Raw genomic sequence first — 22,314 nt, forward strand, 5'->3', positions numbered from 1 at the left:
ACGCGCACCGGCCCGCGGGTTTCCCGCGGGCCGGTGCGCTTTTTCGAACCCGGGCTTCTGCACCCGTGGGTGGAGACGAAACATCCACCCGTGCTCCACCCCTGCTCCGATGCCTCTGACCAGGTCGTTTCCGTACCTTCGTAGACGTAAGCACAGCCCGCTCCCGTCCCTGACGGTTCCTGTCTTCTCGTCTTCTCGTCGTCCGGAGGCTTCGATGTCCGCGCTCTTCAACGTGCTGGTGGCAGTCGCGGTGGTGGCGTTGATCCTGGTCCGCCAGTTCAAGCCGCAGCAGGTGGGCGGCTCCGGGAAGAAGTGGTGGCTCGTCCCCGCCGTCCTCGTGTTCTTCGCGGTGAAGGACGGCGGCCTCGTCGACCAGCACCACCAGGCCGGGTCCGTCGCCCTGCTCGGCGCCGAGCTCGTGACCGGCGTGCTCATGGGGGTCGGCTGGGCCTGGACCTCGAAGATATGGACCGAGCCCGACGGCACGGTGTGGTCCCGCGGCACCAAGGCCACCGCCGGGATCTGGGTCCTGGGCATCGCCCTGCGCGTGGGCCTCGCCGGCCTCGGCGCGCTGGCCGGGATCCACCTGGGGACCAACGCGCTCCTGCTCGCCCTGGCCGCCTCCCTGCTCGTCCGCGGCGGCATCCTGATGTGGCGGGCCCAGCCGGCCCTCGCGTCGTACGGTGTTGCCGCAGCAAGCCCCGCCCAGCAGGTGTGGAAGGACCGCGTGTGACCCCAGAGACCTGGCTCAGCTGGCCCTCGCGGGAAGCGCTCTCCCGCGAGGGCCTGAGCCGCGCCAGGCGCAATCTCACCCGGGGCATCAGGCTCGTGGCGTTCGGCGCCCTGCTCTGGTCCACGTTCAGCAACGGGCCGGGCCACTACGCGTGGGTGGCGGGCGTGGCCCTGGTGCTGGTCTGCGGACTGCTGGCCCGCGCGCTCTTCCGCTTCACCCTGGACCACCGGCTCTGGCCCTCCCTGATCTCGCTCCTGCTCGTGATGGGAGCCGCGGCCGGTGCCAGGGCGGCGGGCTGGCCGGTGCTGGCGCTGGTGCTGTGGTGCGCCTGCGCGGTGACGGCGCTGGAACGGCTTCCGCTGGCCGCCGCCATTCCGTGCACGGTCGCCTCACTGGGCGCCTACATCCTGGTCAACAACGACAACTGGCTGACGACGGCGGTCACTTCGGTCGGACTCGGGCTCGCCGGATATGTGCTGCGTCTTGACGCCGAGGCGCGCGGCACCGCCCAGCGGCTCCTCGCCCAGGAGCGGGCCGCGCGGGTGGCCGAGGCGGAGTCGGCCGCGCTCGATGAGCGGGCCAGGATCGCCCGCGAGATCCATGACGTACTGGCGCACAGCCTCTCGGCGCAGCTGGTGCACCTGGAGGCGGCCCGGCTGCTGATCGAGCGGGAGCCGCCGGGGGAGTTCCGGGAGCGGATCCTCGAACGGGTGGTGGCCGCCCGGGGCATGGCACGCGAGGGCCTTGCCGAGACCCGCCAGGCGCTCTCCGCGCTGCGCGGCGAGATGACCCCGGTGGAGGACTTCCTGCACACCCTGATCGAGGGGGCGGGACCGGGGACGGGTCTTGCTTCGGGGGCCGGGGTGCAGGTGCGCGGTGAGCGCAGGGCCCTGCGCCCGGAGGCCTCGCAGACCGTGCGCCGGGTGGCCCAGGAGGCCCTGACCAATGTGCGCAAGCACGCGCCGGGTGCCGTCGTGGCCGTACGGCTGGAGTACCTGCCGGACGAAGTGGCCCTGGAGGTACGGGACTCGGGGGGCCGCACACGGGCGGGGGAGCTCGCTGTCAGTGGCTCCGGATACGGTCTGCTGGGGATGAGGGAGCGTGCCGAACTGCTCGGCGGCACCCTGGAGGCCGGGCCGGACGAGGAGGGTTTCGTGGTGAGACTGAGGGTGCCCGCATGAGCGGGGGCGAGCCCGGGGCGCGGGGGACGATCAGGGTGGTCGTGGCCGACGACCAGTCCGTGGTGCGCGAGGGCATCGTGATGCTGCTCGGGCTGCTGCCCGGCATCGAGGTCGTCGGCTCGGCGCGGGACGGCGAGGAGGCGGTCGCCCTCACGGCCCGACTGGCGCCCGACATCGTCCTGATGGACCTGCGCATGCCGCGGTGCGACGGGGTCGAGGCGACCCGCCGTATCCGGGCCGGGCATCCCGGTACGGAGGTGGTGATCCTCACGACGTACGCGGACGACAACGACCTCTTCCCGGCCCTGCAGGCCGGAGCCCGCGGCTACCTGACCAAGGACGCCGGGGGCGAGGAGATCGTCAAGGCGATAGAGGACGTGCTGGCCGGGCAGGCCGGGCTCGCCCCCGCGGTGCAGCGCCGCCTCCTGGAGCGGGTGACAGCGCCCCCGGCCGCCCCCGCCGCGCCGGCCGAGCTGCCCGACGGCCTCACCGCACGCGAGGGCGAGGTGCTCGCGCTCGTGGCCGAGGGAATGTCCAACCCCGAGATCTCGCGGGCCCTGCACATCTCGACCGCCACCGTGAAAACCCACATCAACAACATCTTCGGCAAGACCGGAGCACGCGACCGGACCCAGGCCGTGCGGTACGCCTACCGGTACGGGCTGGCCCAGCCACCCCGGGGGTGACGTCGCCCCATCACCTAATGGGGTGAAGCCGGGGCGTAGGAGAGCCCAGGGCCTGCCCCCTCTGCCCATCCTTGGGCACGCGGCCGAACGGGGTCGTGGGCAAGGAGAGTTGTGCGGTGGAGAAGCAGGAGGGGCCTGATCCGGCGGCGGCGCGGATCGACGACCCCTGGTATGACGCCCTCGCCTCCGGTTGGGGCGAACTGGACGGCGAGACGGTGCCCGCCCCCGTGCCCGCCCAGCACTCCGGCGACGAGGACGAACGTCTCAGCCCGGCCGAGATCTATCTCGAAGTGCACCGCAGCGCCGCCTTCCAGGAGGTGCGCCGCCGCTACCGCCGGTTCGTCCTCCCGGCCTCCCTCGCCTTCTTCGGCTGGTACCTGGCCTATGTGATCACCGCGGTCGGCGCCCCCGGCCTCATGGCCCGCCCGGTGGTCGGCGCGGTCAATGTGGCGATGGTCGCGGGGCTGGCCCAGTTCCTCACGACGTTCCTGCTGACCTGGGCGTACACCCGCCACGCGCGGTTGCGCCGGGACCGGGCCGCGCTGGAACTGCGCTGGGTCGTGTTCGAACAGAACCAGCAGAACGGCCCCCGGCACCACGAGCGCGGTCGCCGGGCCGAGCACAGCCGGCAGACCGAACAGGGCCGCGGGGCCCGGCGGATCAACGGACAGGGAACGACACGGGGGACCAAGTGATCGTGGGCGGGGACCATCAGACTCTGGCGCTGCTGCTGTTCAGCGCGTTCGTGGCGGCCACGCTCGCCATCACCACCTGGGTGAGCCGCAACCGGCACGGCTCGGCCGAGGAGTTCTACACCGGCGGCCGGCTCTTCTCGCCCATGGAGAATGGTTTTGCCATCGCGGGTGACTACATGTCGGCCGCCTCCTTCCTCGGTATCTCCGGGCTGATCTCGCTCTTCGGCTACGACGGGATGCTGTACTCCGTGGGCTTCCTGGTGGCCTGGCTGGTGGTGCTGCTTCTGGTCGCCGAACTGGTCCGCAACTGCGGCAAGTTCACCCTGGCCGATGTGGTCGCGGCCCGCATGAGCGAACGTCCCGTGCGGATCGCGGCGGGAACTTCCTCGGTCACCGTGTCCGTTCTCTATCTGGTGGCGCAGATGGTCGGCGCGGGGAGCCTGGTCGCCCTGCTGCTCGGCGGCACCAGCGACGCCGCGCGGAACTGGACGGTCATCGGGGTCGGCGCCCTGATGGTGGTCTATGTGTCGCTCGGCGGGATGCGGGCCACCACCTGGATCCAGATCGTGAAGGCCGTCCTGCTCATGGCCGGCACGATCACCCTCACCGTGATGGTGCTGCTGCGCTTCCACGGCGACATCAACCTGCTGCTGAACACAGCGGCCGAACACAGCGGCCACGGAAAGGAGTTCCTCTCACCCGGCCTCAAGTACGGCGGGGACTGGACGGCGCGGTTCGACTTCATCAGCCTGGGCCTCGCCCTGGTCCTCGGCACGGCCGGACTGCCGCACATCCTCTCGCGCTTCTACACCGTGCCCACCGCGCGGGCGGCCCGCCGCTCGGTGGTCTGGTCCATCGGACTCATCGGCGGCTTCTACCTGATGACCATCGTGCTCGGCTTCGGCGCGGCAGCGCTGGTCGGCTCGGACGAGGTCAAGGCGTCGAACCCCGCGGGCAACACGGCGGTCGCGCTGCTCGCCTACAACCTGGGAGGCGGCGCGGGTTCCGCAGGCGGAACGGTTCTCTTCGCCGTGGTCGCCGCCATCGCCTTCGCCACGATCCTGGCGGTCGTCGCGGGTATCACGCTGGCCTCCTCGGCATCCGTCGCCCACGACCTGTACGCCTCGCTCAGGCGCAGACGCGCCAAGCCGCGCAGCGAGGTCGCGGTCGCGCGGGTGGCCGCGGTGGGGATCGGGGCGGTCGCGATCGCGCTGGGCCTGCTCGCACGGGATCTGAACGTCGCGTTCCTGGTCGGCCTGGCCTTCGCGGTGGCCGCCTCCGCGAACCTTCCGGTGCTCCTCTACTCCCTGTTCTGGCGGAACTTCACGACACGCGGGGCGGTGTGGTCGGTGTACGGGGGCCTGGTCCCGGCCCTGGTCCTGGTGCTGATCTCGCCCGTGGTCTCCGGCAGCCCCGAGTCCCTCTTCCCCGGGGTGGACTTCCAGTTCTTCCCGCTGCAGAACCCGGGGCTCGTCTCCATTCCGCTGGGGTTCCTCGCGGGATGGCTCGGCACGGTGACCTCGCACGAGGAGCCCGACGGGGCCAAGCACGCGGAGGCGGAGGTCCGGGCGCTGACGGGCGCGGGAGCGGTGTAGGTCCGCGCGACAGACGGGTGCGGCGGGCGGAACAGGCCTGGCGCAAGGACCCCAACCGCCGTGCGGCTCAGCCTTGTCGGGGTTCACACCGCCCACGCGTACCGGTGTTCCGGGCGGCCCGTCTCGCCGTAGCGCAGGGTCAGCCGCAGGCGGCCGGACTGTTCGAGGAGGCGGAGGTATCGCTGGGCCGTGGAGCGGCTCAGGCCCGTGCGGTCGGCGACCTCGTGTGCGGAGAGCGGATGGTCCGCGGTGTGCAGGACGTCGCGGATCAGCTCCGCCGTGGGCACGGAGTGGCGGCTGGGCAGCCCGGTGCGCAGGGCCGCGAAGATCCGGTCGACCTGGTCCTGGTCCTGGGCCGCGGGCTCCTGCCCGGCCGGGCCCGCCGCCCGGTCGACGGTGCGCCGCAACGTCGCGTACGCGTCGAGCTTGGCCCTCAGCCCGGCGAAGGTGAACGGCTTGACCAGGTAGTGCAGCGCGCCGTGGCGCATCGCGGCCTGCACGGTCGCCACGTCGCTCGCCGAGGTCACCATGATCACGTCGGTGTGGTGGCCCTGCTGGCGCATCCGGCGGACCAGGCTCAGCCCGGTCTCGTCGGGCAGGAAGTGGTCGAGCAGGACGAGATCGATCCGCTGGCGTTCCAGCGTGGCCAGCGCCTGGGCGGCGCTGTGCGCCCGCGCCGCGACCCGGAACCCGGGAACCTTCCCGACGTAGGCCGCGTTGATCTCAGCGACACGGAAGTCGTCGTCCACGACCAGGACGTCGATCAAGGCGTTCTCCTCCCGCATGCCGACATGGCGTTCTCCCGCTGTCCGAACCCCGCAGTTGTATCGCGCGCAAAACGAGCACAACAGGGGTTTGCGAGCAGAAGTGCGTCCAGCGCCCACAAGCCTGACGTCCTGGCCGCAGCGGCATCTACGGTCCCGCTCCATGAACACAGACACCAGCCCCGCCATCGAGCTGAGGGGCGCAGGCAAGGCGTTCCGCACGCCGTCGGGGACGCTGCACACCGCCGTGCGGGAGCTCGATCTGACCGTGCGGCAGGGCGAGTTCGTGGCCGTCGTCGGCCCCACCGGCTGTGGGAAGTCCACCACGCTGACCCTGGTCAGCGGCCTGGAGGAGCCCACCGAGGGTGAGGTCCTGGTGGCCGGGAGGCCGGTCGAGGGCATCGGCGACCAGGTCGGATTCGTCTTCCAGCAGGACGCCGTCTTCCCCTGGCGCACCGTGCTCTCCAACGTCATGGCGGGCCCGCGCTTTCGCGGCGTACCCAAGGCCGAGGCGAAGGAGATGGCCCGCGGCTGGCTGGCCAAGGTGGGCCTCGCGGCGTTCGAGGACCGCTATCCGCACCAGCTCTCGGGCGGTCAGCGCAAGCGTGTCGCCCTCGCCGCGACCTTCGTCAACGACCCCCGGATCCTGCTGATGGACGAGCCGTTCTCGGCCCTCGACGTCCAGACCAGGGCCCTGATGTCGGACGAGCTCCTCGATCTGTGGTCCGGCACGGGTGCCTCTGTCGTGTTCGTCACGCACGACCTGGAGGAGTCCATCGCGCTGGCCGACCGGGTCGTCGTGATGACCGCGGGCCCCGCCACCGTGAAGCGGATCTTCGACATCGACCTGCCGCGCCCCCGCAAGGTCGAATCGGTGCGCCTGGAGCCCCGGTTCGTCGAGATCTACCGGGAGATCTGGGAATCGCTGGGCGAAGAGGTCCGCATCACCCGGGAGCGGGGTGCCGCCGATGTCGCCTGACACCGTCGCCGCGATCGGCCTCAAGGCCGGCACGCGCACCAGGGCCCGCGCGCGGGCCGCCCGCAACCGCCGCCTCCTGGTGCTGGGCAGCCGGGTCCTGCTCCTGGCACTGGTCGTCGCCCTCTGGGAGATCCTGGCCCGCGCCGGGGTCATCGACCCGTTCAACTTCTCGATGCCGTCGGCGATCTGGGACCAGATCCGGGAGTGGGCCGTGCACGGCACCGCTCAGGGATCGCTCTGGGAACAGATCTGGTACACGCTCTACGAGGCGCTGCTCGGCTGGGTCCTCGGCGTGACGGGAGGTGTCGTCCTCGGCATCACCCTGGGCCGGATCCGCTTCCTCGCCGACGTCCTCGGCCCGTACATCAAGGTTTTCAACGCCATTCCGCGCATCGTGCTCGCGCCGGTCTTCCTGATCTGGTTCGGCCTCGGCCCCGCCTCGAAGGTGGCCTCCGCCGTCGTGCTCGTCTTCTTCCCGGTCTTCTTCAACGCCTTCCAGGGGGCGCGCGAGGTCGACCGGAACCTGGTGGACAACGCCCGCATCCTGGGCGCGAGCAACCGCCGGGTTACCCTCCAGGTGGTCATCCCCTCCGCCACCTCCTGGATCTTCACCAGCCTGCACGTCAGCTTCGGCTTCGCGCTGATCGGAGCGATCGTCGGCGAGTACATCGGCGCCACCAAGGGCCTGGGCCTGCTGGTGGCCGCCTCGCAGGGGACGTTCAACGCCGCCGGGGTGTACGCGGCGATGGCCATCCTCGCCGTCGTCGCCCTGCTCACCGAGGGGCTGCTCACCTTCGCCGAACGGCGGCTGTTCCGCTGGCGCCCGCCCGAGGCCGGCAGCGAGCGCTGACAGTGCCCCGCCACTCCCCGCCCCTTCCCGTACAGCCGCCTGATCCCAGGGACGTGATGATGACCATGCCGAGCAACCCCGAAGCCGTATCGGATGACAACAACTCTCTTATGACACATGTCAGTTACCGTCGACCCGCAGCGCGACGGCGCCTGCGCGCCGCGCCCTCGGCCTTCCTCGCGGGCGGGCTCTGTGTCGCCCTCGTGATGATGCTCTCCGGATGTGGCGGCGGTTCGGCCTCGGACGACAAGAGCGCCTCCGGGCAGGCCAGGATCAAGGTGATGGTCGGCGGCCTCGACAAGGTCATCTACCTGCCCGCGATGCTGACCCAGCAGCTCGGCTACTTCAAGGCCGAGGGCCTGAACGTGGAATTGCTCACCGAGCCCGCAGGAGTGCAGGCCGAGACCGCGTTGATCTCCGGCGACGTGCAGGGCGCCGTCGGCTTCTACGACCACACGCTTGATCTCCAGGTCAAGGGCAAGAAGATCGAGTCCGTGGTGCAGTTCTCGCACGCGCCCGGAGAGGTGGAGGTCGTCTCCAACCAGGCGGCGGGGAGCATCGGTTCGCCCAAGGACTTCAAGGGCAAGAAGCTGGGCGTCACCGGGCTCGGCTCGTCGACCGACTTCCTCACCAAGTACCTCGCCGTGCGGGACGGGGTGAAGACGAGCGAGTTCACGCCGGTCGCGGTGGGCGCGGGGCAGACGTTCATCGCCGCGCTGAAGCAGGGCTCCATCCAGGGCGGCATGACGACCGACCCGACGGTCGCCACCCTCGTCGACCAGAAGCTCGGCAAGGTGCTGATCGACATGCGTACGCCCGAGGGCTCGCGGCAGGCGCTCGGCGGGCCGTATCCGTCCTCCAGCCTCTACATGAACACGGAGTGGGTCGACGGCCACAAGCAGACGGTGCAGAAGTTGGTCAACGCCCTGGTGAAGACGTTGCGTTGGATGTCCACGCACAGTGCCGAGGAGATCGCGGCGAAGATGCCCGCGGACTACGCGAAGGGCGGCAAGGACCTGTACGCGCAGTCGATCAAGAGCACGCTGCCGATGTTCACCAAGGACGGCGTGATGCCCAAGGACGGCCCGGAAACGGTCGAGAGGGTGCTCAAGGCGTTCAATCCGAACCTCAAGTCCGCCAAGGTCGATCTTTCCCAGACGTACACGACGGAGTTCGTGAAGAAGGCCCCGCAGGGCTGAGGCCGCCGGGTCGACAACGGAACCCCGGGGAGCCGGGCCGCCTCCTACAGTGAGGCGGCCCACTCGTAGCGGTGCTCGGGGCGGCCGGTCTCGCCGTAGCGCAGGCCGAGGCGTACCCGGCCCGCTCGCTCCAGGAGTTTCAGATAGCGCTGGGCCGTCTGGCGGCTCACCCCGGCCCGCTCCGCGATCTCCTGCGCCGAGAGCGGGCCCTCGGCCTCCTTGAGGACCCTGCGCAGCAGGTCGGCGGTGGTGGGGGAGTGGCCCTTGGGCAGGTCGGGCTCGGCGGCCACCGAGAGCGCGCCGAAGATCTTGTCCACCTCCGCCTGTTCGGCCTCGCCGCCGCCGTCCAGGGTGCGGCGCAGCACGGCGTACGCCTCCAGTTTGGTGCGGAGCCCGGCGAAGTTGAACGGCTTGACCAGGTACTGGAGCGCGCCCTGGCGCATCGCGGCCTGCACGGTCGCCACGTCACGGGCCGCCGTCACCATGATCACGTCGGTGTGGTGGCCGAGCCTGCGCAACTCCCGCACGAACGCGAGGCCGTTCTCGTCCGGCAGGTAGTGGTCGAGCAGCACCAGGTCCACCGGTCGCTCGACGATCCGCGCGAGCGCCTCCGCGGCCGAATGCGCCTGGGCGACCACCCGGAATCCGGGAACCTTTCCGGCGTACGCGGCATTGATGTCGGCGACCCGGGGATCGTCGTCCACGACCAGCACGTCGATCATCGCGCCTCCACGGCCCTGTCCCGCCCGTCGTCCCCGGCGGGCTCGTCGAGTGCCTCGCTCAGCGCGTCGGGCAGGACGACGGTGAACTCCGCCCCGCCGCCGGGGGCGGAGCCCACCCGCGCACTGCCGCCCATGCGCTCCGCGAACCGGCCGACCAGCGCGAGCCCGAGCCCCCGCTTGCCGTGCGCGGGCGGCTCCTTGGTGGTCCAGCCCTCGGTGAAGACCAGCTCGCGCTGCTCGGCGGGGATGCCGGGCCCGTTGTCGCGGACCCGCAGCACGACGGTGCGTCCCTGTGCGCGCAGCTCCACCTCGACCTCGGCGCCGGGCGTCCCGGCCGTCGCGTCGAGCGCGTTGTCCAGCAGGTTGCCGGTGACCGTGACCAGGCCGCGCGGGTCGACGAGGCGGTCCGGCAGCGCGGTCGCGGGGGACAGGCTCAGGGCGACCGCGCGCTCGGCGGCGACCGTCGCCTTGCCGACCAGGACGGCCGCGAGCAGCGGGTCCCTGACCTTCTCGGTGACCTGCTCGGCGGTGGCCCGGTGCACCCCGACGACCTCCGTCACGAAATCGACGGCCTCCTCGTACAGCTCCAGCTCGAGCAGGCCGAGCAGGGTGTGCAGCCGGTTCGCGTGCTCGTGGTCCTGGGCGCGCAGGGCGTCGATGAGGCCGCGCGTCGAGTCCAGCTCGCGGCCGAGCCGCTCCAGCTCGGTGCGGTCGCGGAGCGTGGCGACCGCGCCGCCGTCGTCGGTGGGCATCCGGTTGGCGACCAGGACGCGGTGGCCGCGCACGGTCAGCAGGTCCCTGCCCTCGACCCGGCCGGCGAGCACATCGGTCGTACGTCCCGCTCCGAGCACCTCGTCCAGCGCCCGGCCCCCGGCCTCGGGGCCGACGCCCAGAAGGCGCTGGGCCTCGTCGTTGAGCAGCCGGATCCGGCCCTCCCGGTCGAGCGCGACCACGCCTTCACGGATGGAGTGCAGCATGGCCTCGCGCTCCGCGAGCAGCCCGGAGATATCGGAGAAGGCCAGGTCACGGGTCTGCTTGTGGATGCGTCGAGCGATCAGGTACGCGGCCAGCGCGCCCACCGCGAGCGCTCCGCCCGCGTAGGCGAGCAGGCCCGGGATCGCGTTCAGGAGACGGGCCCGCACGCTGTCGTACTCGATGCCCACCGAGACGGCGCCCACGATCCGGCCGCCCGCGTCCCGCAGCGGCACCTTGCCCCGGGCCGAGCGGCCCAGGGTGCCGCTGTCGATCTCCATGACGTCCTGGCCCGCGAGCGCGTCGCTCGGGTCGGTGGAGACGGGCCTGCCGATCTGCGCGGTGTCGGTGTGCGACCAGCGCACGCCCCGGGTGTCCATGACCACCACGTACTCGGCGCCCGTCGCCCGCCTGACCCGCTCCGCCTCGGCCTGCACCGGTCCGGCGGCGGTCGGGCGCGAGGCCAGCAGATCCTCGGCGACCTGCGGCTGGGCCGCGGTGGACGCGGCGATGGCGAGCGCGCGCCGCATGGCCTGGTCGTCGAGCTGGGCGCTGAGCGGGGCCAGGAAGAGCCCCGTCGCGAGCACGGCGACTCCGGCGGCGATGGTCAGCTGCATGAGCAGCACCTGGGAGAAGACGCGCCGCGGCCAGCCCAGCCGCCGCCGACGCGGGGTGGTCCTGGTGGGTGGGGCGGTCATGGGTAGGCACGTTAGACGCCCCGGGGCGCTTCCCGAAATCCCCTACGGATCACAGTGCGATCACCGGGAACGCCGCGGCGGAGGCCTCCGCCAGGCCCGTGGGTGGTTCGGCGACGGCTCCTTTCACGGCGCTCGGCCCGGTGAAATTCGCTTGCGTTGTTTGCGGATATCTTGCGGGCCGCTGTCGGGTCGTGGAGAAAGCCGCAGTGTGCGCCGGTGACGCTGAGGAAAGCGATCGTTCCGGTTCCTCGGGCGGGACGGGAGGCACGGTTTCCTGCCCGGTCGCGGGGATGGACGCGTGGACGCATCTCTGCAACTCTCTCACCGCTCAGCGCAAATTCATGGGCACTTCCCTGAAGAAACTCTGGTCGGCAGGAGCCCTGGCCGACACCTCCCCCTAGTCGCGCAGATCGGGGACACATGAGAACGCACCGTTGGAGATGGCGTACGCGGGTCCGATTGCTCGCCGCGGTTCTCGCCACCAGCCTGTTCATGATCGGTTGGCCCGTGCTCTCCGCCTCGGCGGCGGGCGGCCCGGACCTCGCCGCGGGAAAGCCCGCGTCGGCCTCCGGCGCGAACGGACCGTACGTCGCCAAGAACGTGACCGACGGCGACCAGTCGACGTACTGGGAGGGCGCGGGCAGCGCCTTCCCGCAGTGGATACAGACCGACCTCGGCACCTCCAGCCGCATCGACGAGGTCGTTCTGAAGCTCCCCGCCTCCTGGGGTGACCGCAAGGAGACCCTGTCCGTGCAGGGCAGTACGGACGGCACCGGATTCACCACTCTGGTGGGCTCGTCCGCGTACGCCTTCGCCCAGAGCTCCGGCAATACGGTCAGGATCGGCCTCGCCGCCGCCACGGCCCGGTTCGTGCGGATCGACATCACGGCGAACACCGGCTGGCAGGCGGCCCAGCTCTCCTCCCTCGAAGTGCACGCGGCCGGCGGCGGCGACGGCACCAACCTCGCCCTCGGCAGGACCCTCACCGCGAGCAGTTCCACGCAGACCTACGCCGCGGCCAACGCCAACGACGGCAACAAGGCGAGCTACTGGGAGAGCGCCAACAACGCCTTCCCGCAGTGGATCCAGGCCGACCTGGGCGCCGGCGTCCCGGTCGACAAGGTGGTCCTCAAGCTGCCCGACGGCTGGGGAGCCCGCACCCAGACCCTCAAGATCCAGGGCAGCGCCAACGGCACCGACTTCACCGATCTGACCGCGTCCCAGGGCTACGACTTCACTCCGGCCAACGGCCTCACCGTGCCCGTCGCGTTCGGCCCGGCCACGACCCGCTATCTGCGGGTGCTCGTCTCGGCCAACACCGTCCAGCCCGGCGCACAGCTCTCCGAGCTGGAGATCTACGGCCCCGCGACCGGCGACACACAGCCGCCGACCGCCCCGCGCAACCTCGCCTACAGCGAGCCGTCGTCCGGCCAGATCCGGCTGACCTGGGACGCGGCCACCGACGACACCGCGGTCACCGGATACGACGTCTACGCCAACGGCGAGCTGCGCACCAGCGTCGCCGGGAACGTCACCGCGTACACCGACACCCAGCCGGCGAGCGCCACGGTCACCTATGTCGTACGGGCCAGGGACGCCGCGGGCAACCAGTCGGGCGACAGCAACAGCGTGACCCGCAAGGGGAGTTCGGGCGACACCCAGGCCCCGACCGCGCCCTCGGGGCTGGCCTTCACCGAGCCCGCGGCCGGTCAGGTCAAGCTCGCCTGGACGGCGTCGAGCGACAACGTGGGTGTCACCGGGTACGACATCTACGCCAACAACCAGCTGCTCAAGACCGTGCCGGGCGATGTCACCACGTACACCGACAGCGAGCCGGTCACCGTGACCGTCTCGTACTACGTGCGCGCCAAGGACGCGGCGGGCAACCAGTCCGCCGCGAGCAACACCGTGACCCGCAACGGGACGTCGAGCGGGGACGGCTCCAACCTCGCGGTGGGCAAGCCGATCACGGCCTCCTCCGCCGCGTTCACCTTCGTCGCCGAGAACGCCGACGACAACAACACGGCGACCTACTGGGAGAGCGCGCCGGGCGGCTACCCGAGCACCCTCACGGTCAAGCTCGGCGCCAACGCGGACACCAACACCGTGGTCCTGAAGCTCAATCCGGACAGCGCCTGGGGCAGGCGGACCCAGAACATCGAGGTGCTCGGGCGCGAACAGAGCGCCTCCTCCTACACCGGCCTCGTGGCGGCCAAGGACTACACCTTCGACCCGGCGAGCGGGAACACGGTGGCCATTGCGGTCGCGGCGCGGGTCGCCGACGTCCAGCTCAAGTTCACCTCCAACACCGGGGCAACGGGCGGGCAGGTCGCGGAGTTCCAGGTCGTGGGGGTGCCCGCGCCCAACCCGGATCTGGAGGTCACCGCGCTGACGGCCGCCCCGTCCGCGCCCGTCGAGTCGGACGCCGTGACGCTGGCGGCGACCGTGCACAACAGGGGGACGAGCGCCTCGCCCGCGACCACCGTCGCCTTCCAGCTCGGCGGCTCCAAGGCGGCCACCGCGACCGTGGGCGCGCTGGCGGCCGGCGCCTCGCAGACGGTGAGCGCCTCCATCGGCACGCACGACGCGGGAACCTATCCGCTGAGCGCGGTCGTTGATCCGGACAACACCGTCATCGAACAGAACGAGACCAACAACAGCTTCACGGGAAGCCCCCTGGTCATCAAGCCGGTCGACTCCTCCGACCTGGTGGCCGCCGCGGTCAACTGGTCGCCGAGCGCCCCCTCGGCGGGCCAGTCGGTCGCCTTCTCCGTGACGCTGAAGAACCAGGGCACCCTGGCCACGGCGGGCGGCAGCCATCCCCTCACGCTGACGCTGCTCGACGACCAGGGCGCCTCGGTGAAGACGCTCACCGGCGCCTACGACGGCGTGCTCGCACCGGGCGCCACGGCGCCCCCGGTGATCCTCGGCAGCTGGACGGCCGCCAACGGCAGGTACACGGCGAAGGTGGTGATCGCGGACGACGCCAACGAACTGCCGGTGAAGCGCGCCAACAACACCAGCTCGCAGGCGTTCTTCGTCGGGCGCGGTGCCAACATGCCGTACGACACCTACGAGGCGGAGGACGGGGTGACGGGCGGCGGCGCCCAGGTCGTCGGGCCCAACCGGACCATCGGCGACCTCGCGGGCGAAGCCTCGGGCCGCAAGGCGGTCACGCTCAACTCCACCGGAAACTACGTGGAGTTCACCACCCGGGCCGACGCCAACAGCCTGGTGACGCGCTTCTCCCTGCCGGACGCGCCGGGCGGTGGCGGCATCAACGCGAGCCTGGACCTCTATGTCGACGGCACGTTCCGCAAGGCCATCGACCTGACCTCGAAGTACATGTGGCAGTACGGCGCCGAGGCGAGCCCCAGCAACGCGCCGAGCGCCGGAGGACCGCGCCACATCTACGACGAGGCCAACGTCCTGCTCGGCGACACCGTGAAGGCGGGCAGCACCATCCGGCTCCAGAAGGACGCCGCGAACACCTCCACGTACGCGATCGACTTCATCAACCTGGAGCAGGTCAGCCAGGTGCCCAACCCGGACCCGGCGGCCTACGCGGTGCCGGGCGGCACGGCTCAGCAGGACGTCCAGAACGCCCTGGACAAGGTGCGGATGGACACCACCGGCAAGCTCGTCGGCGTCTATCTGCCGCCGGGCACGTACGCGACCAGCAACAAGTTCCAGGTCTACGGCAAGGCCGTCAAGGTGGTGGGCGCCGGACCTTGGTTCACCCGGTTCGCCACCCCGGCCGACCAAGAGAACACCGACGCCGGGTTCGACGTCCAGTCCTCCGCCAACGGCTCCTCCTTCACCGGCTTCGGCTTCTTCGGCAACTACACCTCGCGCAACGACGGCCCCGGCAAGGTCTTCAACTGGTCGAACGTCGCGAACATGACGATCGACAACGTGTGGGTCGAGCACATGATGTGCCTGTACTGGGGCACCAACACCGACCACATCACCATCGAGAACTCCCGGGTCCGCGACCTGTACGCGGACGGGATCAACCTCACCAACGGCAGCAGTGACAACACCATCAGCAATGTGGAGGCCCGCTCCACCGGAGACGACAGCTTCGCGCTGTTCCCGGCGACCGACATCAACAACGCGGACGAGACCGGCAACGTCTTCCAGAACCTGAGCGCCCTGCTCACCTGGCGCGCCGCCGGGTTCGCCGTCTACGGAGGCACCGCCAACACCTTCCGGAACCTGTACGCGGCCGACACGCTCACCTATCCCGGACTGACCATCGGCACGCTGAAGTTCGGGTCGATCCCGGCGCTCGGCTTCGGCAGCGACCCGACGAACTTCCAGGGCATCTCCCTGGTGCGTTCCGGCGGGCACTTCTGGGGCGCCCAGGCCTTCGGGGCCCTGTGGATGTACTCCGCCGAGTACGTGTTCCAGGGGATCCGCGTCAGTGACCTGGACATCACCGACCCGACGTACTCCGGGATCATGTTCCAGACGAAGTACAACGGCGGCACGCCGCTGTACCCCGTCAAGGACAGCGTGCTCAGCCACGTCAGCATCAGCGGCGCGAAGAAGAGCGGCGACGCCTTCGACGCCAAGTCCGGCTTCGGCATCTGGGCCAACGAGCTGCCCGAGCCCGGTCAGGGGCCGGCCGTCGGCGAGGTGACGTTCAACGACCTGAAGCTGAGCGACAACGCGCAGGACATCAGGAACACCACCTCCACCTTCAAGATCAACGTCAATCCGTAACGGAGGCCGCGGCGGGATGCCGCCCCGGGCCGCCCGGGGCGGCATCCCGCATGCCCGCCGACCCGGCCCCGCCGCGTCCGCACCTCGGCTCTCTCGGCAACGCAAACCGCTTGCATGGCTTGCGCTAGTCTTGCGCGCATGACGCGACGACTTGCTCAGGTGGCGAAGAAGGTTGGAGTCAGCGAGGCCACGGTCAGCCGGGTGCTCAACGGCAAACCGGGAGTCTCCGAATCCACCCGGCAGGCCGTGCTCACGGCGCTCGACGTGCTCGGCTACGAGCGCCCGACCCAGCTGCGCGGCGAGCGCGCCCGGCTCGTCGGCCTGGTCCTGCCCGAGCTCCAGAACCCCATCTTCCCGGCGTTCGCCGAGGTCATCGGCGGCGCCCTTGCGCAGCAGGGGCTCACCCCGGTGCTGTGCACCCAGACCAAGGGCGGCGTCTCCGAGGCCGACTACGTCGACCTGCTCCTTCAGCAGCAGGTCTCCGGCGTCGTCTTCGCGGGCGGTCTCTTCGCGCAGCTGGAGGCCCCGCACGGGCACTACCAGCAGCTCGCCGACCGCAAGGTCCCCGTCGTCCTGATCAACGCGGCCATCGAGCACCTCGACTTCCCGTGTGTCGCCTGCGACGACGCGGTCGCCATGGAACAGGCCTGGCGCCACCTGGTCTCGCTCGGCCACCAGCGCATCGGCCTGGTGCTCGGGCCGCCCGACCACGTCCCCTCGCGGCGCAAGCTGGACGCGGCCCGCGCGCTGGTGGCGGCGGCCGGCGGCGAGCTCGGCGACGACCGGGTCGAGCGCGCCATGTTCTCCCTGGAGGGCGGCCAGGCCGCGGCCTCCAGGCTCCTGGAGCGCGGGTTCACCGGCATCATCTGCGCCAGCGACCCGCTCGCGCTCGGCGCGGTGCGGGCCGCCCGCCGGCGCGGGCTCGACGTGCCCCGCGACGTCTCCGTCGTGGGCTACGACGACTCCGCGTTCATGAACTGCACCGAGCCCCCGCTGACCACGGTCCGCCAGCCCATCGAGGCGATGGGCCGCGCCGCCGTCGAGCTGCTTTCCGCGCAGATCCAGGGCGGCGTGGTGCCCCCGGGCGAGCTGCTCTTCGAGCCCGAGCTGGTGGTGCGCGGCTCGACCGCGCGGGCGCCCCGCTAGCCGTTTCCCTGTACGTACTCCTCCAGCGCGCCGGGCCTCTGCCGCCCGGCGCGCTGGAGTGTGCGCCCGGCACATCCCGTGCGGACACAGGACTGTCGAAGTTTTACGAAATCAGCGCGAGATATTGCGCTGATGTGATGCCGGTGGTTGAGTGTGCCGCGCCCCGCTGCCGCCGGCCGGGCTTCGACGCTCCTCCCCGAAGGGGTCCTCCGATGAGACGCACCTCGTTCAGCCCCGCACGACCAGGACGCCGCACCGCCCTCGCACTCGTCAGCGCCGTCGCGCTCACCGCCCTCGCCGCCTGCGGGACCAGCAGCGACACCGGAAGCGGCGACAACCGGCCCGGAAGCGGGTCGAGCGACCCCGCGGCTCCGCTCGACCCCCGGGCCAAGGTGGACCTCACCATCGACTGCATGCCGCCGGCCGCCAAGGCCGCCGAGCTCAGGGAGTGGAAGCAGGACGTCGCGACGTTCAACAGGACCTATCCGAACGTCCACATCATCGGCAAGTCCACGCCCGGCCAGTGCGAGGAGCCCGCCCGCTTCACCGCCGCCCTCAAGGCGAAGTCCCAACCGGACGTCTTCTACACGTACTTCACCGATCTCCAGCAGGTCCTGGACAACAACGGCGCCGCCGACATCTCGGCCTACGTCACCGACAAGTCCGTACCGGCCCTGAACAGCATCGACCCGGCCGTGCTGGGGGTGTACAAGAAGGACGGCAAGATGTACGGCCTGCCCACCAGCAACTACCAGATGGGCATCATGATCAACCGGAAGCTGTTCCAGCAGGCCGGACTCGACCCGGACCGGCCTCCGGCCACCTGGGACGAGGTGCGCGCCGACTCCCGGGCCATCGCCGGTCTCGGCCACGGCGTCTACGGCTACGGCGAGTACAGCGCGGAGAACACCGGCGGCTGGCACTTCACCGCCGCCCTCTACAGCCTCGGCGGCGACGTGGTGGGCGCCGACGGCAAGGCGGCCTTCGGCAACGCCACCGGCCGGCAGGTCCTCCAGCAGCTGCACGACATGCGCTGGAGCGACCAGAGCATGAGCAAGACGCAGCTCCTGAAGTGGGGCGACCTCCAGAAGCAGATCACCGCCGACAAGCTCGGCATGTTCCTCGCCGCACCCGACGACATCGCGTACATGGTCCAGCAACTCGGCGCCAGGTACGAGAACTTCGGCATGGGCCCGATCCCCGGCGGCAAGGCCACGCTCACCGGCGGCAACGGCTACATGATCAAGCAGGGCAGCTCGCCCGACAAGATCAAGGCCGCGATCGCCTGGCTCAACTTCAAGAACCTCAGCCCCGGCAAGGGGCAGTTCGACTGGGCGCGCACCAAGGCCGACCAGCTGCCCGTCGGCGTGCCGCAGCCCAACTTCTTCACCGGCGACGTGAAGGCCGCCGACCTCAAGTCCCGTACCGACAACGCCACCATGCCGGTCGCCAACTTCGCGCCCTACCTCGCCAAGCCGGTCCCCGCGAAGGCCGAGCCGCCCAAGGCGCAGGAGGTCTACAAGGTCCTCGACAACGCGATGTCCGCGGTCCTCACCAACCAGGACGCCGACATCGCGGGGCTGCTCTCGACCGCCGAGAAGCAGGTCGATCAGGTCCTGGCGAACCAGTAGCGCGCACGGCGGCGGGGGCCGGAGCGCCTTCCGGCCCCGCCCGCCCCGGACTCAGGAGTGACGATGTCGGCCTCCACACTGCCCACGCGGGAAACGGCCCGGGCGCCCCGGAGCCACCCGCTGCCCCGGCCCGGCGGATTCGCCCGGGCCCTGCGGCGCAACCTCACCGCGCACGGCTTCCTGATCGGCGCCGTGCTCTGCTTCGCCTTCTTCTCCTGGTACCCCATGGTCAGGGAGTTCGTGCTCGCCTTCCAGAAGACGAAGGACGGCCGCACCACCTGGGCCGGGTGGTCCAACCTCAGCTACGTCTTCCACGACCCGGCGTTCTGGCAGGCCTGGCGCAACACCCTGCTGTTCACCGGGCTCGCCCTGGTCCTCGGCTTCGTGCTGCCCTTCCTGGTCGCCGTGCTGCTGAACGAATTCCGCCACGGCCAGGGTTACTTGAGGCTGCTGGTGTACCTGCCGGTGATGCTGCCGCCGGTCGCCTCGGTGCTGCTCTTCAAGTACTTCTACGACCCCGGGTACGGCCTGTTCAACCGCGTCTTCGAGGTGTTCGGCCTGCCGCAGCAGCAGTGGCTCCAGTCCACCCACACCGCCATGCTCTCGGTGGTGATCGCCGCGACCTGGATGAACATGGGCAGCGCCACCCTCGTCTACCTCGCCGCCCTCCAGGGCATTCCCGGCGAGCTGTACGAGGCGGCCGAACTCGACGGCGCCGGGCTGCTGCGCAAGATCTGGCACGTCACCGTCCCGCAGACCCGGCTCGTGCTCTCGCTCATGTTCCTGATGCAGATCATCGCCACGATGCAGGTGTTCACCGAGCCGTTCCTGCTCACCAACGGCGCGGGCCCCGAGGGCTCCACGACGACCGTCGTCTACCTCATCTACCAGTACGCCTTCAACTTCGACAACTACGGCGGCGCCGCCGCACTCGGCCTGTGCCTGCTGGTGCTGCTCGCGGGCTTCTCGGCGGTGTACGTGAGGCTCAGCCGCGACGGCGACACCTAGCTCCGCCGGCCCGGACGTCGATGCGCGGACCGTCCGCCGCCGGTCGCGCCCACCGGGGGAGCCGCACACGTCACAGCCGCGCCCTCTCGCGCGCTCCCGGCACCGCATCGGACCTCCACACACACGACCGCCACCGGACGACCGGAATCTGCAACACGGACTGGGGACCCATGTCGACACGCACGCTCATCTCACCGGCCACCCTCGGCCGTACCCGGGGCAAGATCGTCTACTGGACCGTCTTCGCCGTCGTGATGCTCCTGTTCACGCTCGTCTTCATCGGGCCGCTGTACTGGATGGCCGTCAACGGGTTGAAATCAACGGAGGAGTTCACCAGGATCCCGCCCACCCTGGTCCCGCACGGCGTGCACGCCGACAACCTCACCAACGCCTGGCGGGTGATGGACTTCGCCAGGCTCCTGCTCAACACGGTCTGGTACGCCTTCGGCGCGCTCGCCTTCCAGCTCGTCCTCGACGTGGCCGCCGCCTACTCGCTGTCCAAACTGAGGCCGGTCCTCGGCCGAGCGATCCTCGCGATGATGCTGGCCACCCTGATGATCCCGGCCGCCGTCCTCGTCGTACCGCAGTACTTGACCGTGCTCGACGTGCCGGTCTTCCGGCGGAACCTGCTCAACACGCCCTGGGCGATCTGGCTGCCGTCGGTCACCAACGCCTTCAACATCTTCCTGCTCAAGCGGTTCTTCGACTCGATCCCGAGGGAGCTCCTGGACGCCGCCTCCATCGACGGTGCCTCCCCGCTGCGCACCCTGCGCTCGGTGGTGCTGCCCGTCTCCCGGCCGATCCTCGGCGTCGTCTCCATCTTCGCGGTGGTCGGCGTCTGGAAGGACTTCCTCTGGCCGATGCTCACCCTGCCCGACCCCGGCAAGCAGACCCTCAACGTGGGCATCTACTCGCTCGCCCAGGGGGTGCCCGAGAACTGGCTCACGGCCGCGCTCGCCATGGCGTCGGTCCCCACCCTGGTGCTCTTCCTCGTCTTCCAGCGCAACATCATGAGCGGTCTCACCGCGGGCGGCCTCAAGGGCTGACGCCTCCCTCCCGCCCTCCCCGCACTCCGCCGCCGGCCCCTCCACCATGCCCCCGCTGAACGACGGGGGCCGGCGGCGGGAACCCACCTGCCCGAAAGGACCTTCCCGTGGCAGCCCACGCAAGCGACGACTGGTGGCGCTCGGCCGCCGTCTACCAGGTGTACGTACGCAGCTTCGCCGACGGAGACGGCGACGGCACCGGCGATCTCGCGGGCGTCCGGGCGAAGCTGCCCTACCTCGCCGAACTGGGCGTCGACGCCCTGTGGTTCACCCCCTGGTACCTGTCCCCGCTGGCCGACGGCGGCTACGACGTGGCCGACTACCGCGCCATCGACCCGGCGTTCGGCACCCTGGCCGAGGCCGAGAAGCTCATCGCGGAGGCGCGCGGCTTCGGCATCCGCACCATCGTCGACATCGTGCCCAACCACCTGTCGGACCAGCACCCCTGGTTCCGGGCGGCCCTGGCCGCCGGGCCCGGCAGCCCCGAGCGCGAGCTGTTCCACTTCCGGCCCGGCCGCGGCGAGCACGGCGAACTGCCGCCCAACACCTGGCCGTCGCAGTTCGCCGGTGACACCTGGACCCGGGTCGCGGACGGCGAGTGGTACCTCCACCTGTTCACCCCCCAGCAGCCCGACCTCAACTGGGCCCACCCCGTGGTGCGCCAGGAACACGAGGACGTGCTGCGGTTCTGGTTCGAGCGAGGAGTGGCGGGCGTCCGCGTCGACTCGGCGGCGCTGCTCGCCAAGGACCCGGCGCTTCCCGACCTCACCGAGGGCACCGAACGGCACCCCTACATCGACCGCGACGAGCTGCACGACATCTACCGCTCCTGGCGGGCGGTGGCCGACGAGTACGGCGCGATCTTCGTCGGGGAGGTCTGGCTGCCCGACAGCGAGCGCTTCGCCCGCTACCTGCGCCCCGACGAACTGCACACCGCCTTCAACTTCACCTTCATGGCCTGCCCCTGGGACGCGGCCCTGCTGCGCGCCTCCATCGACGACACCCTCGCCGAACACGCCCCGGTCGGCGCGCCCGCCACCTGGGTGCTGTGCAACCACGACGTGACCCGCACCGTCACCCGCTACGGCCGCGAGGACACCGGGTTCGACTTCGCGACCAAGCGCTTCGGCACCCCCACCGACCTGGCGCTCGGCACCCGCCGCGCCCGCGCCGCGGCCCTGCTCTCCCTCGCGCTGCCCGGCTCGGTCTACCTCTACCAGGGCGAGGAACTGGGCCTGCCCGAGGCGGACATCCCACCGGCGCGCGTCCAGGACCCGATGCACTTCCGCTCCGGCGGGGTGGACCCCGGACGCGACGGCTGCCGCGTGCCGCTGCCCTGGACGGCCGAGCCGTGGGCCACGCCCTGGCTGCCCCAGCCCGCCGACTGGGCGCGCTACGCCGCCGACCGCCAGGACCGGAACCCGTCCTCGATGCTCAGCCTCTACCGCCGCGCTCTCGCGCTCCGGCGGGTCCAATCGGGCTTCGGCGACGGCGAGTTGACGTGGCTGGACGCACCGGAGGGCGTTCTCTCCTTCGCCCGCGAGAACGGCCTTCGCTGTGTCGTCAACCTCGCCGACGAGCCGGTCCGGCTCCCGGACCAGCACACGCTCCTCCTCGCGAGCGGCCCCCTGACCGGCGGTCTCCTGCCCACGGACACCGCGGTCTGGCTGCGCGCCTGACC

17 protein-coding genes are annotated in these 22,314 nt (G+C 70.7%); 14 read left to right on the top strand and 3 right to left on the bottom strand.

Translation table 11 applies throughout. The features are described from left to right. The first annotated feature begins 214 nt into the window (after positions 1-214). The 5 genes from AC07F3_RS30905 (at position 215) to AC07F3_RS30925 (ending at position 4,890) form a co-directional block, all read left to right on the top strand. Positions 215-733: a DUF1453 domain-containing protein gene (locus AC07F3_RS30905; RefSeq protein ID WP_479117714.1), complete on the top strand. Its 519-nt coding sequence runs from the start codon at positions 215-217 to the stop codon at positions 731-733. Beyond that, entirely contained in the window at positions 730-1,914 is a 1,185-nt protein-coding gene (locus tag AC07F3_RS30910; RefSeq protein WP_479117715.1) for a sensor histidine kinase, read from the top strand. The genes AC07F3_RS30905 and AC07F3_RS30910 overlap by 4 nt, the downstream gene beginning before the upstream one ends. Beyond that, entirely contained in the window at positions 1,911-2,600 is a 690-nt protein-coding gene (locus AC07F3_RS30915; RefSeq protein ID WP_479117716.1) for a response regulator transcription factor, read from the top strand. The genes AC07F3_RS30910 and AC07F3_RS30915 overlap by 4 nt, the downstream gene beginning before the upstream one ends. A 116-nt stretch (positions 2,601-2,716) precedes the next feature. Continuing rightward, positions 2,717-3,295 carry a DUF485 domain-containing protein gene (locus AC07F3_RS30920; RefSeq protein WP_479117717.1) on the top strand — a complete coding sequence of 193 codons (579 nt, stop codon included), beginning with the start codon at positions 2,717-2,719 and terminating at the stop codon, positions 3,293-3,295. 2 nt (positions 3,296-3,297) lie between these two features. Then, positions 3,298-4,890 carry a solute symporter family protein gene (locus tag AC07F3_RS30925; RefSeq protein ID WP_479117718.1) on the top strand — a complete coding sequence of 531 codons (1,593 nt, stop codon included), beginning with the start codon at positions 3,298-3,300 and terminating at the stop codon, positions 4,888-4,890. A gap of 83 nt (positions 4,891-4,973) precedes the next feature. Here the strand turns inward: AC07F3_RS30925 and AC07F3_RS30930 are convergent, their stop codons facing one another. After that, complete coding sequence (locus AC07F3_RS30930) at positions 4,974-5,657, bottom strand: response regulator (RefSeq protein ID WP_479117843.1); 684 nt, start codon at positions 5,655-5,657, stop codon at positions 4,974-4,976. 160 nt (positions 5,658-5,817) lie between these two features. Here AC07F3_RS30930 and AC07F3_RS30935 point away from each other — a divergent pair, with 160 nt between their 5' ends. The 3 genes from AC07F3_RS30935 (at position 5,818) to AC07F3_RS30945 (ending at position 8,682) form a co-directional block, all read left to right on the top strand. Further along, a complete protein-coding gene (locus tag AC07F3_RS30935; RefSeq protein WP_479117719.1) occupies positions 5,818-6,633 on the top strand; it encodes an ABC transporter ATP-binding protein in 816 nt (271 codons plus the stop codon). Continuing rightward, complete coding sequence (locus tag AC07F3_RS30940) at positions 6,623-7,483, top strand: ABC transporter permease (protein ID WP_479117720.1); 861 nt, start codon at positions 6,623-6,625, stop codon at positions 7,481-7,483. Before AC07F3_RS30935 ends, AC07F3_RS30940 begins: the two co-directional genes overlap by 11 nt. 206 nt (positions 7,484-7,689) lie before the next feature. Next, positions 7,690-8,682, top strand: coding sequence for an ABC transporter substrate-binding protein (locus AC07F3_RS30945; protein ID WP_479117844.1), 993 nt, complete (start codon positions 7,690-7,692; stop codon positions 8,680-8,682). Between the two features lie 44 nt (positions 8,683-8,726). Here AC07F3_RS30945 and AC07F3_RS30950 read toward each other — a convergent pair whose 3' ends face one another. After that, on the bottom strand, positions 8,727-9,404 hold the full coding sequence (locus tag AC07F3_RS30950) for a response regulator (protein ID WP_479117721.1): 678 nt from the start codon (positions 9,402-9,404) through the stop codon (positions 8,727-8,729). Beyond that, positions 9,401-11,074: a sensor histidine kinase gene (locus tag AC07F3_RS30955; protein WP_479117722.1), complete on the bottom strand. Its 1,674-nt coding sequence runs from the start codon at positions 11,072-11,074 to the stop codon at positions 9,401-9,403. Before AC07F3_RS30955 ends, AC07F3_RS30950 begins: the two co-directional genes overlap by 4 nt. A gap of 420 nt (positions 11,075-11,494) precedes the next feature. Between AC07F3_RS30955 and AC07F3_RS30960 the strand changes: the two genes are divergently transcribed. The 6 genes from AC07F3_RS30960 to AC07F3_RS30985 all read left to right on the top strand — a co-directional run bounded on the left by AC07F3_RS30960 (position 11,495) and on the right by AC07F3_RS30985 (position 22,312). Continuing rightward, the gene (locus AC07F3_RS30960; RefSeq protein WP_479117723.1) at positions 11,495-15,802 is read left to right on the top strand and encodes a discoidin domain-containing protein; all 4,308 of its coding nucleotides are present in this window, start codon (positions 11,495-11,497) and stop codon (positions 15,800-15,802) included. Positions 15,803-15,940: 138 nt separating this feature from the next. After that, positions 15,941-16,948 carry a LacI family DNA-binding transcriptional regulator gene (locus AC07F3_RS30965; protein WP_479117724.1) on the top strand — a complete coding sequence of 336 codons (1,008 nt, stop codon included), beginning with the start codon at positions 15,941-15,943 and terminating at the stop codon, positions 16,946-16,948. 212 nt (positions 16,949-17,160) lie between these two features. After that, a complete protein-coding gene (locus AC07F3_RS30970) occupies positions 17,161-18,579 on the top strand; it encodes an ABC transporter substrate-binding protein (RefSeq protein WP_479117725.1) in 1,419 nt (472 codons plus the stop codon). Between the two features lie 63 nt (positions 18,580-18,642). Further along, on the top strand, positions 18,643-19,587 hold the full coding sequence (locus AC07F3_RS30975) for a carbohydrate ABC transporter permease (RefSeq protein WP_479117726.1): 945 nt from the start codon (positions 18,643-18,645) through the stop codon (positions 19,585-19,587). 170 nt (positions 19,588-19,757) lie between these two features. After that, positions 19,758-20,633, top strand: a complete 876-nt coding sequence (locus AC07F3_RS30980) for a carbohydrate ABC transporter permease (RefSeq protein WP_479117727.1) — start codon at positions 19,758-19,760, stop codon at positions 20,631-20,633. Between the two features lie 107 nt (positions 20,634-20,740). Continuing rightward, a complete protein-coding gene (locus AC07F3_RS30985; protein WP_479117728.1) occupies positions 20,741-22,312 on the top strand; it encodes a glycoside hydrolase family 13 protein in 1,572 nt (523 codons plus the stop codon). The last annotated feature ends 2 nt before the right edge of the window (positions 22,313-22,314 follow it).

The organism is Streptomyces sp. NPDC045846 (genome assembly GCF_056431605.1).

Excerpts from the sequence above, each read along its gene's own strand:
- AC07F3_RS30975 (WP_479117726.1), top strand. The coding sequence starts at position 18,643 with ATGTCGGCCTCCACACTGCCCACGCGGGAAACGGCCCGGGCGCCCCGG.
- AC07F3_RS30960 (WP_479117723.1), top strand. The coding sequence starts at position 11,495 with ATGAGAACGCACCGTTGGAGATGGCGTACGCGGGTCCGATTGCTCGCC.
- AC07F3_RS30980 (WP_479117727.1), top strand. The coding sequence starts at position 19,758 with ATGTCGACACGCACGCTCATCTCACCGGCCACCCTCGGCCGTACCCGG.
- AC07F3_RS30905 (WP_479117714.1), top strand. The coding sequence starts at position 215 with ATGTCCGCGCTCTTCAACGTGCTGGTGGCAGTCGCGGTGGTGGCGTTG.
- AC07F3_RS30915 (WP_479117716.1), top strand. The coding sequence starts at position 1,911 with ATGAGCGGGGGCGAGCCCGGGGCGCGGGGGACGATCAGGGTGGTCGTG.
- AC07F3_RS30940 (WP_479117720.1), top strand. The coding sequence starts at position 6,623 with ATGTCGCCTGACACCGTCGCCGCGATCGGCCTCAAGGCCGGCACGCGC.
- AC07F3_RS30935 (WP_479117719.1), top strand. The coding sequence starts at position 5,818 with ATGAACACAGACACCAGCCCCGCCATCGAGCTGAGGGGCGCAGGCAAG.
- AC07F3_RS30970 (WP_479117725.1), top strand. The coding sequence starts at position 17,161 with ATGAGACGCACCTCGTTCAGCCCCGCACGACCAGGACGCCGCACCGCC.
- AC07F3_RS30945 (WP_479117844.1), top strand. The coding sequence starts at position 7,690 with ATGATGCTCTCCGGATGTGGCGGCGGTTCGGCCTCGGACGACAAGAGC.
- AC07F3_RS30965 (WP_479117724.1), top strand. The coding sequence starts at position 15,941 with ATGACGCGACGACTTGCTCAGGTGGCGAAGAAGGTTGGAGTCAGCGAG.
- AC07F3_RS30955 (WP_479117722.1), bottom strand. The coding sequence starts at position 11,074 with ATGACCGCCCCACCCACCAGGACCACCCCGCGTCGGCGGCGGCTGGGC.
- AC07F3_RS30950 (WP_479117721.1), bottom strand. The coding sequence starts at position 9,404 with ATGATCGACGTGCTGGTCGTGGACGACGATCCCCGGGTCGCCGACATC.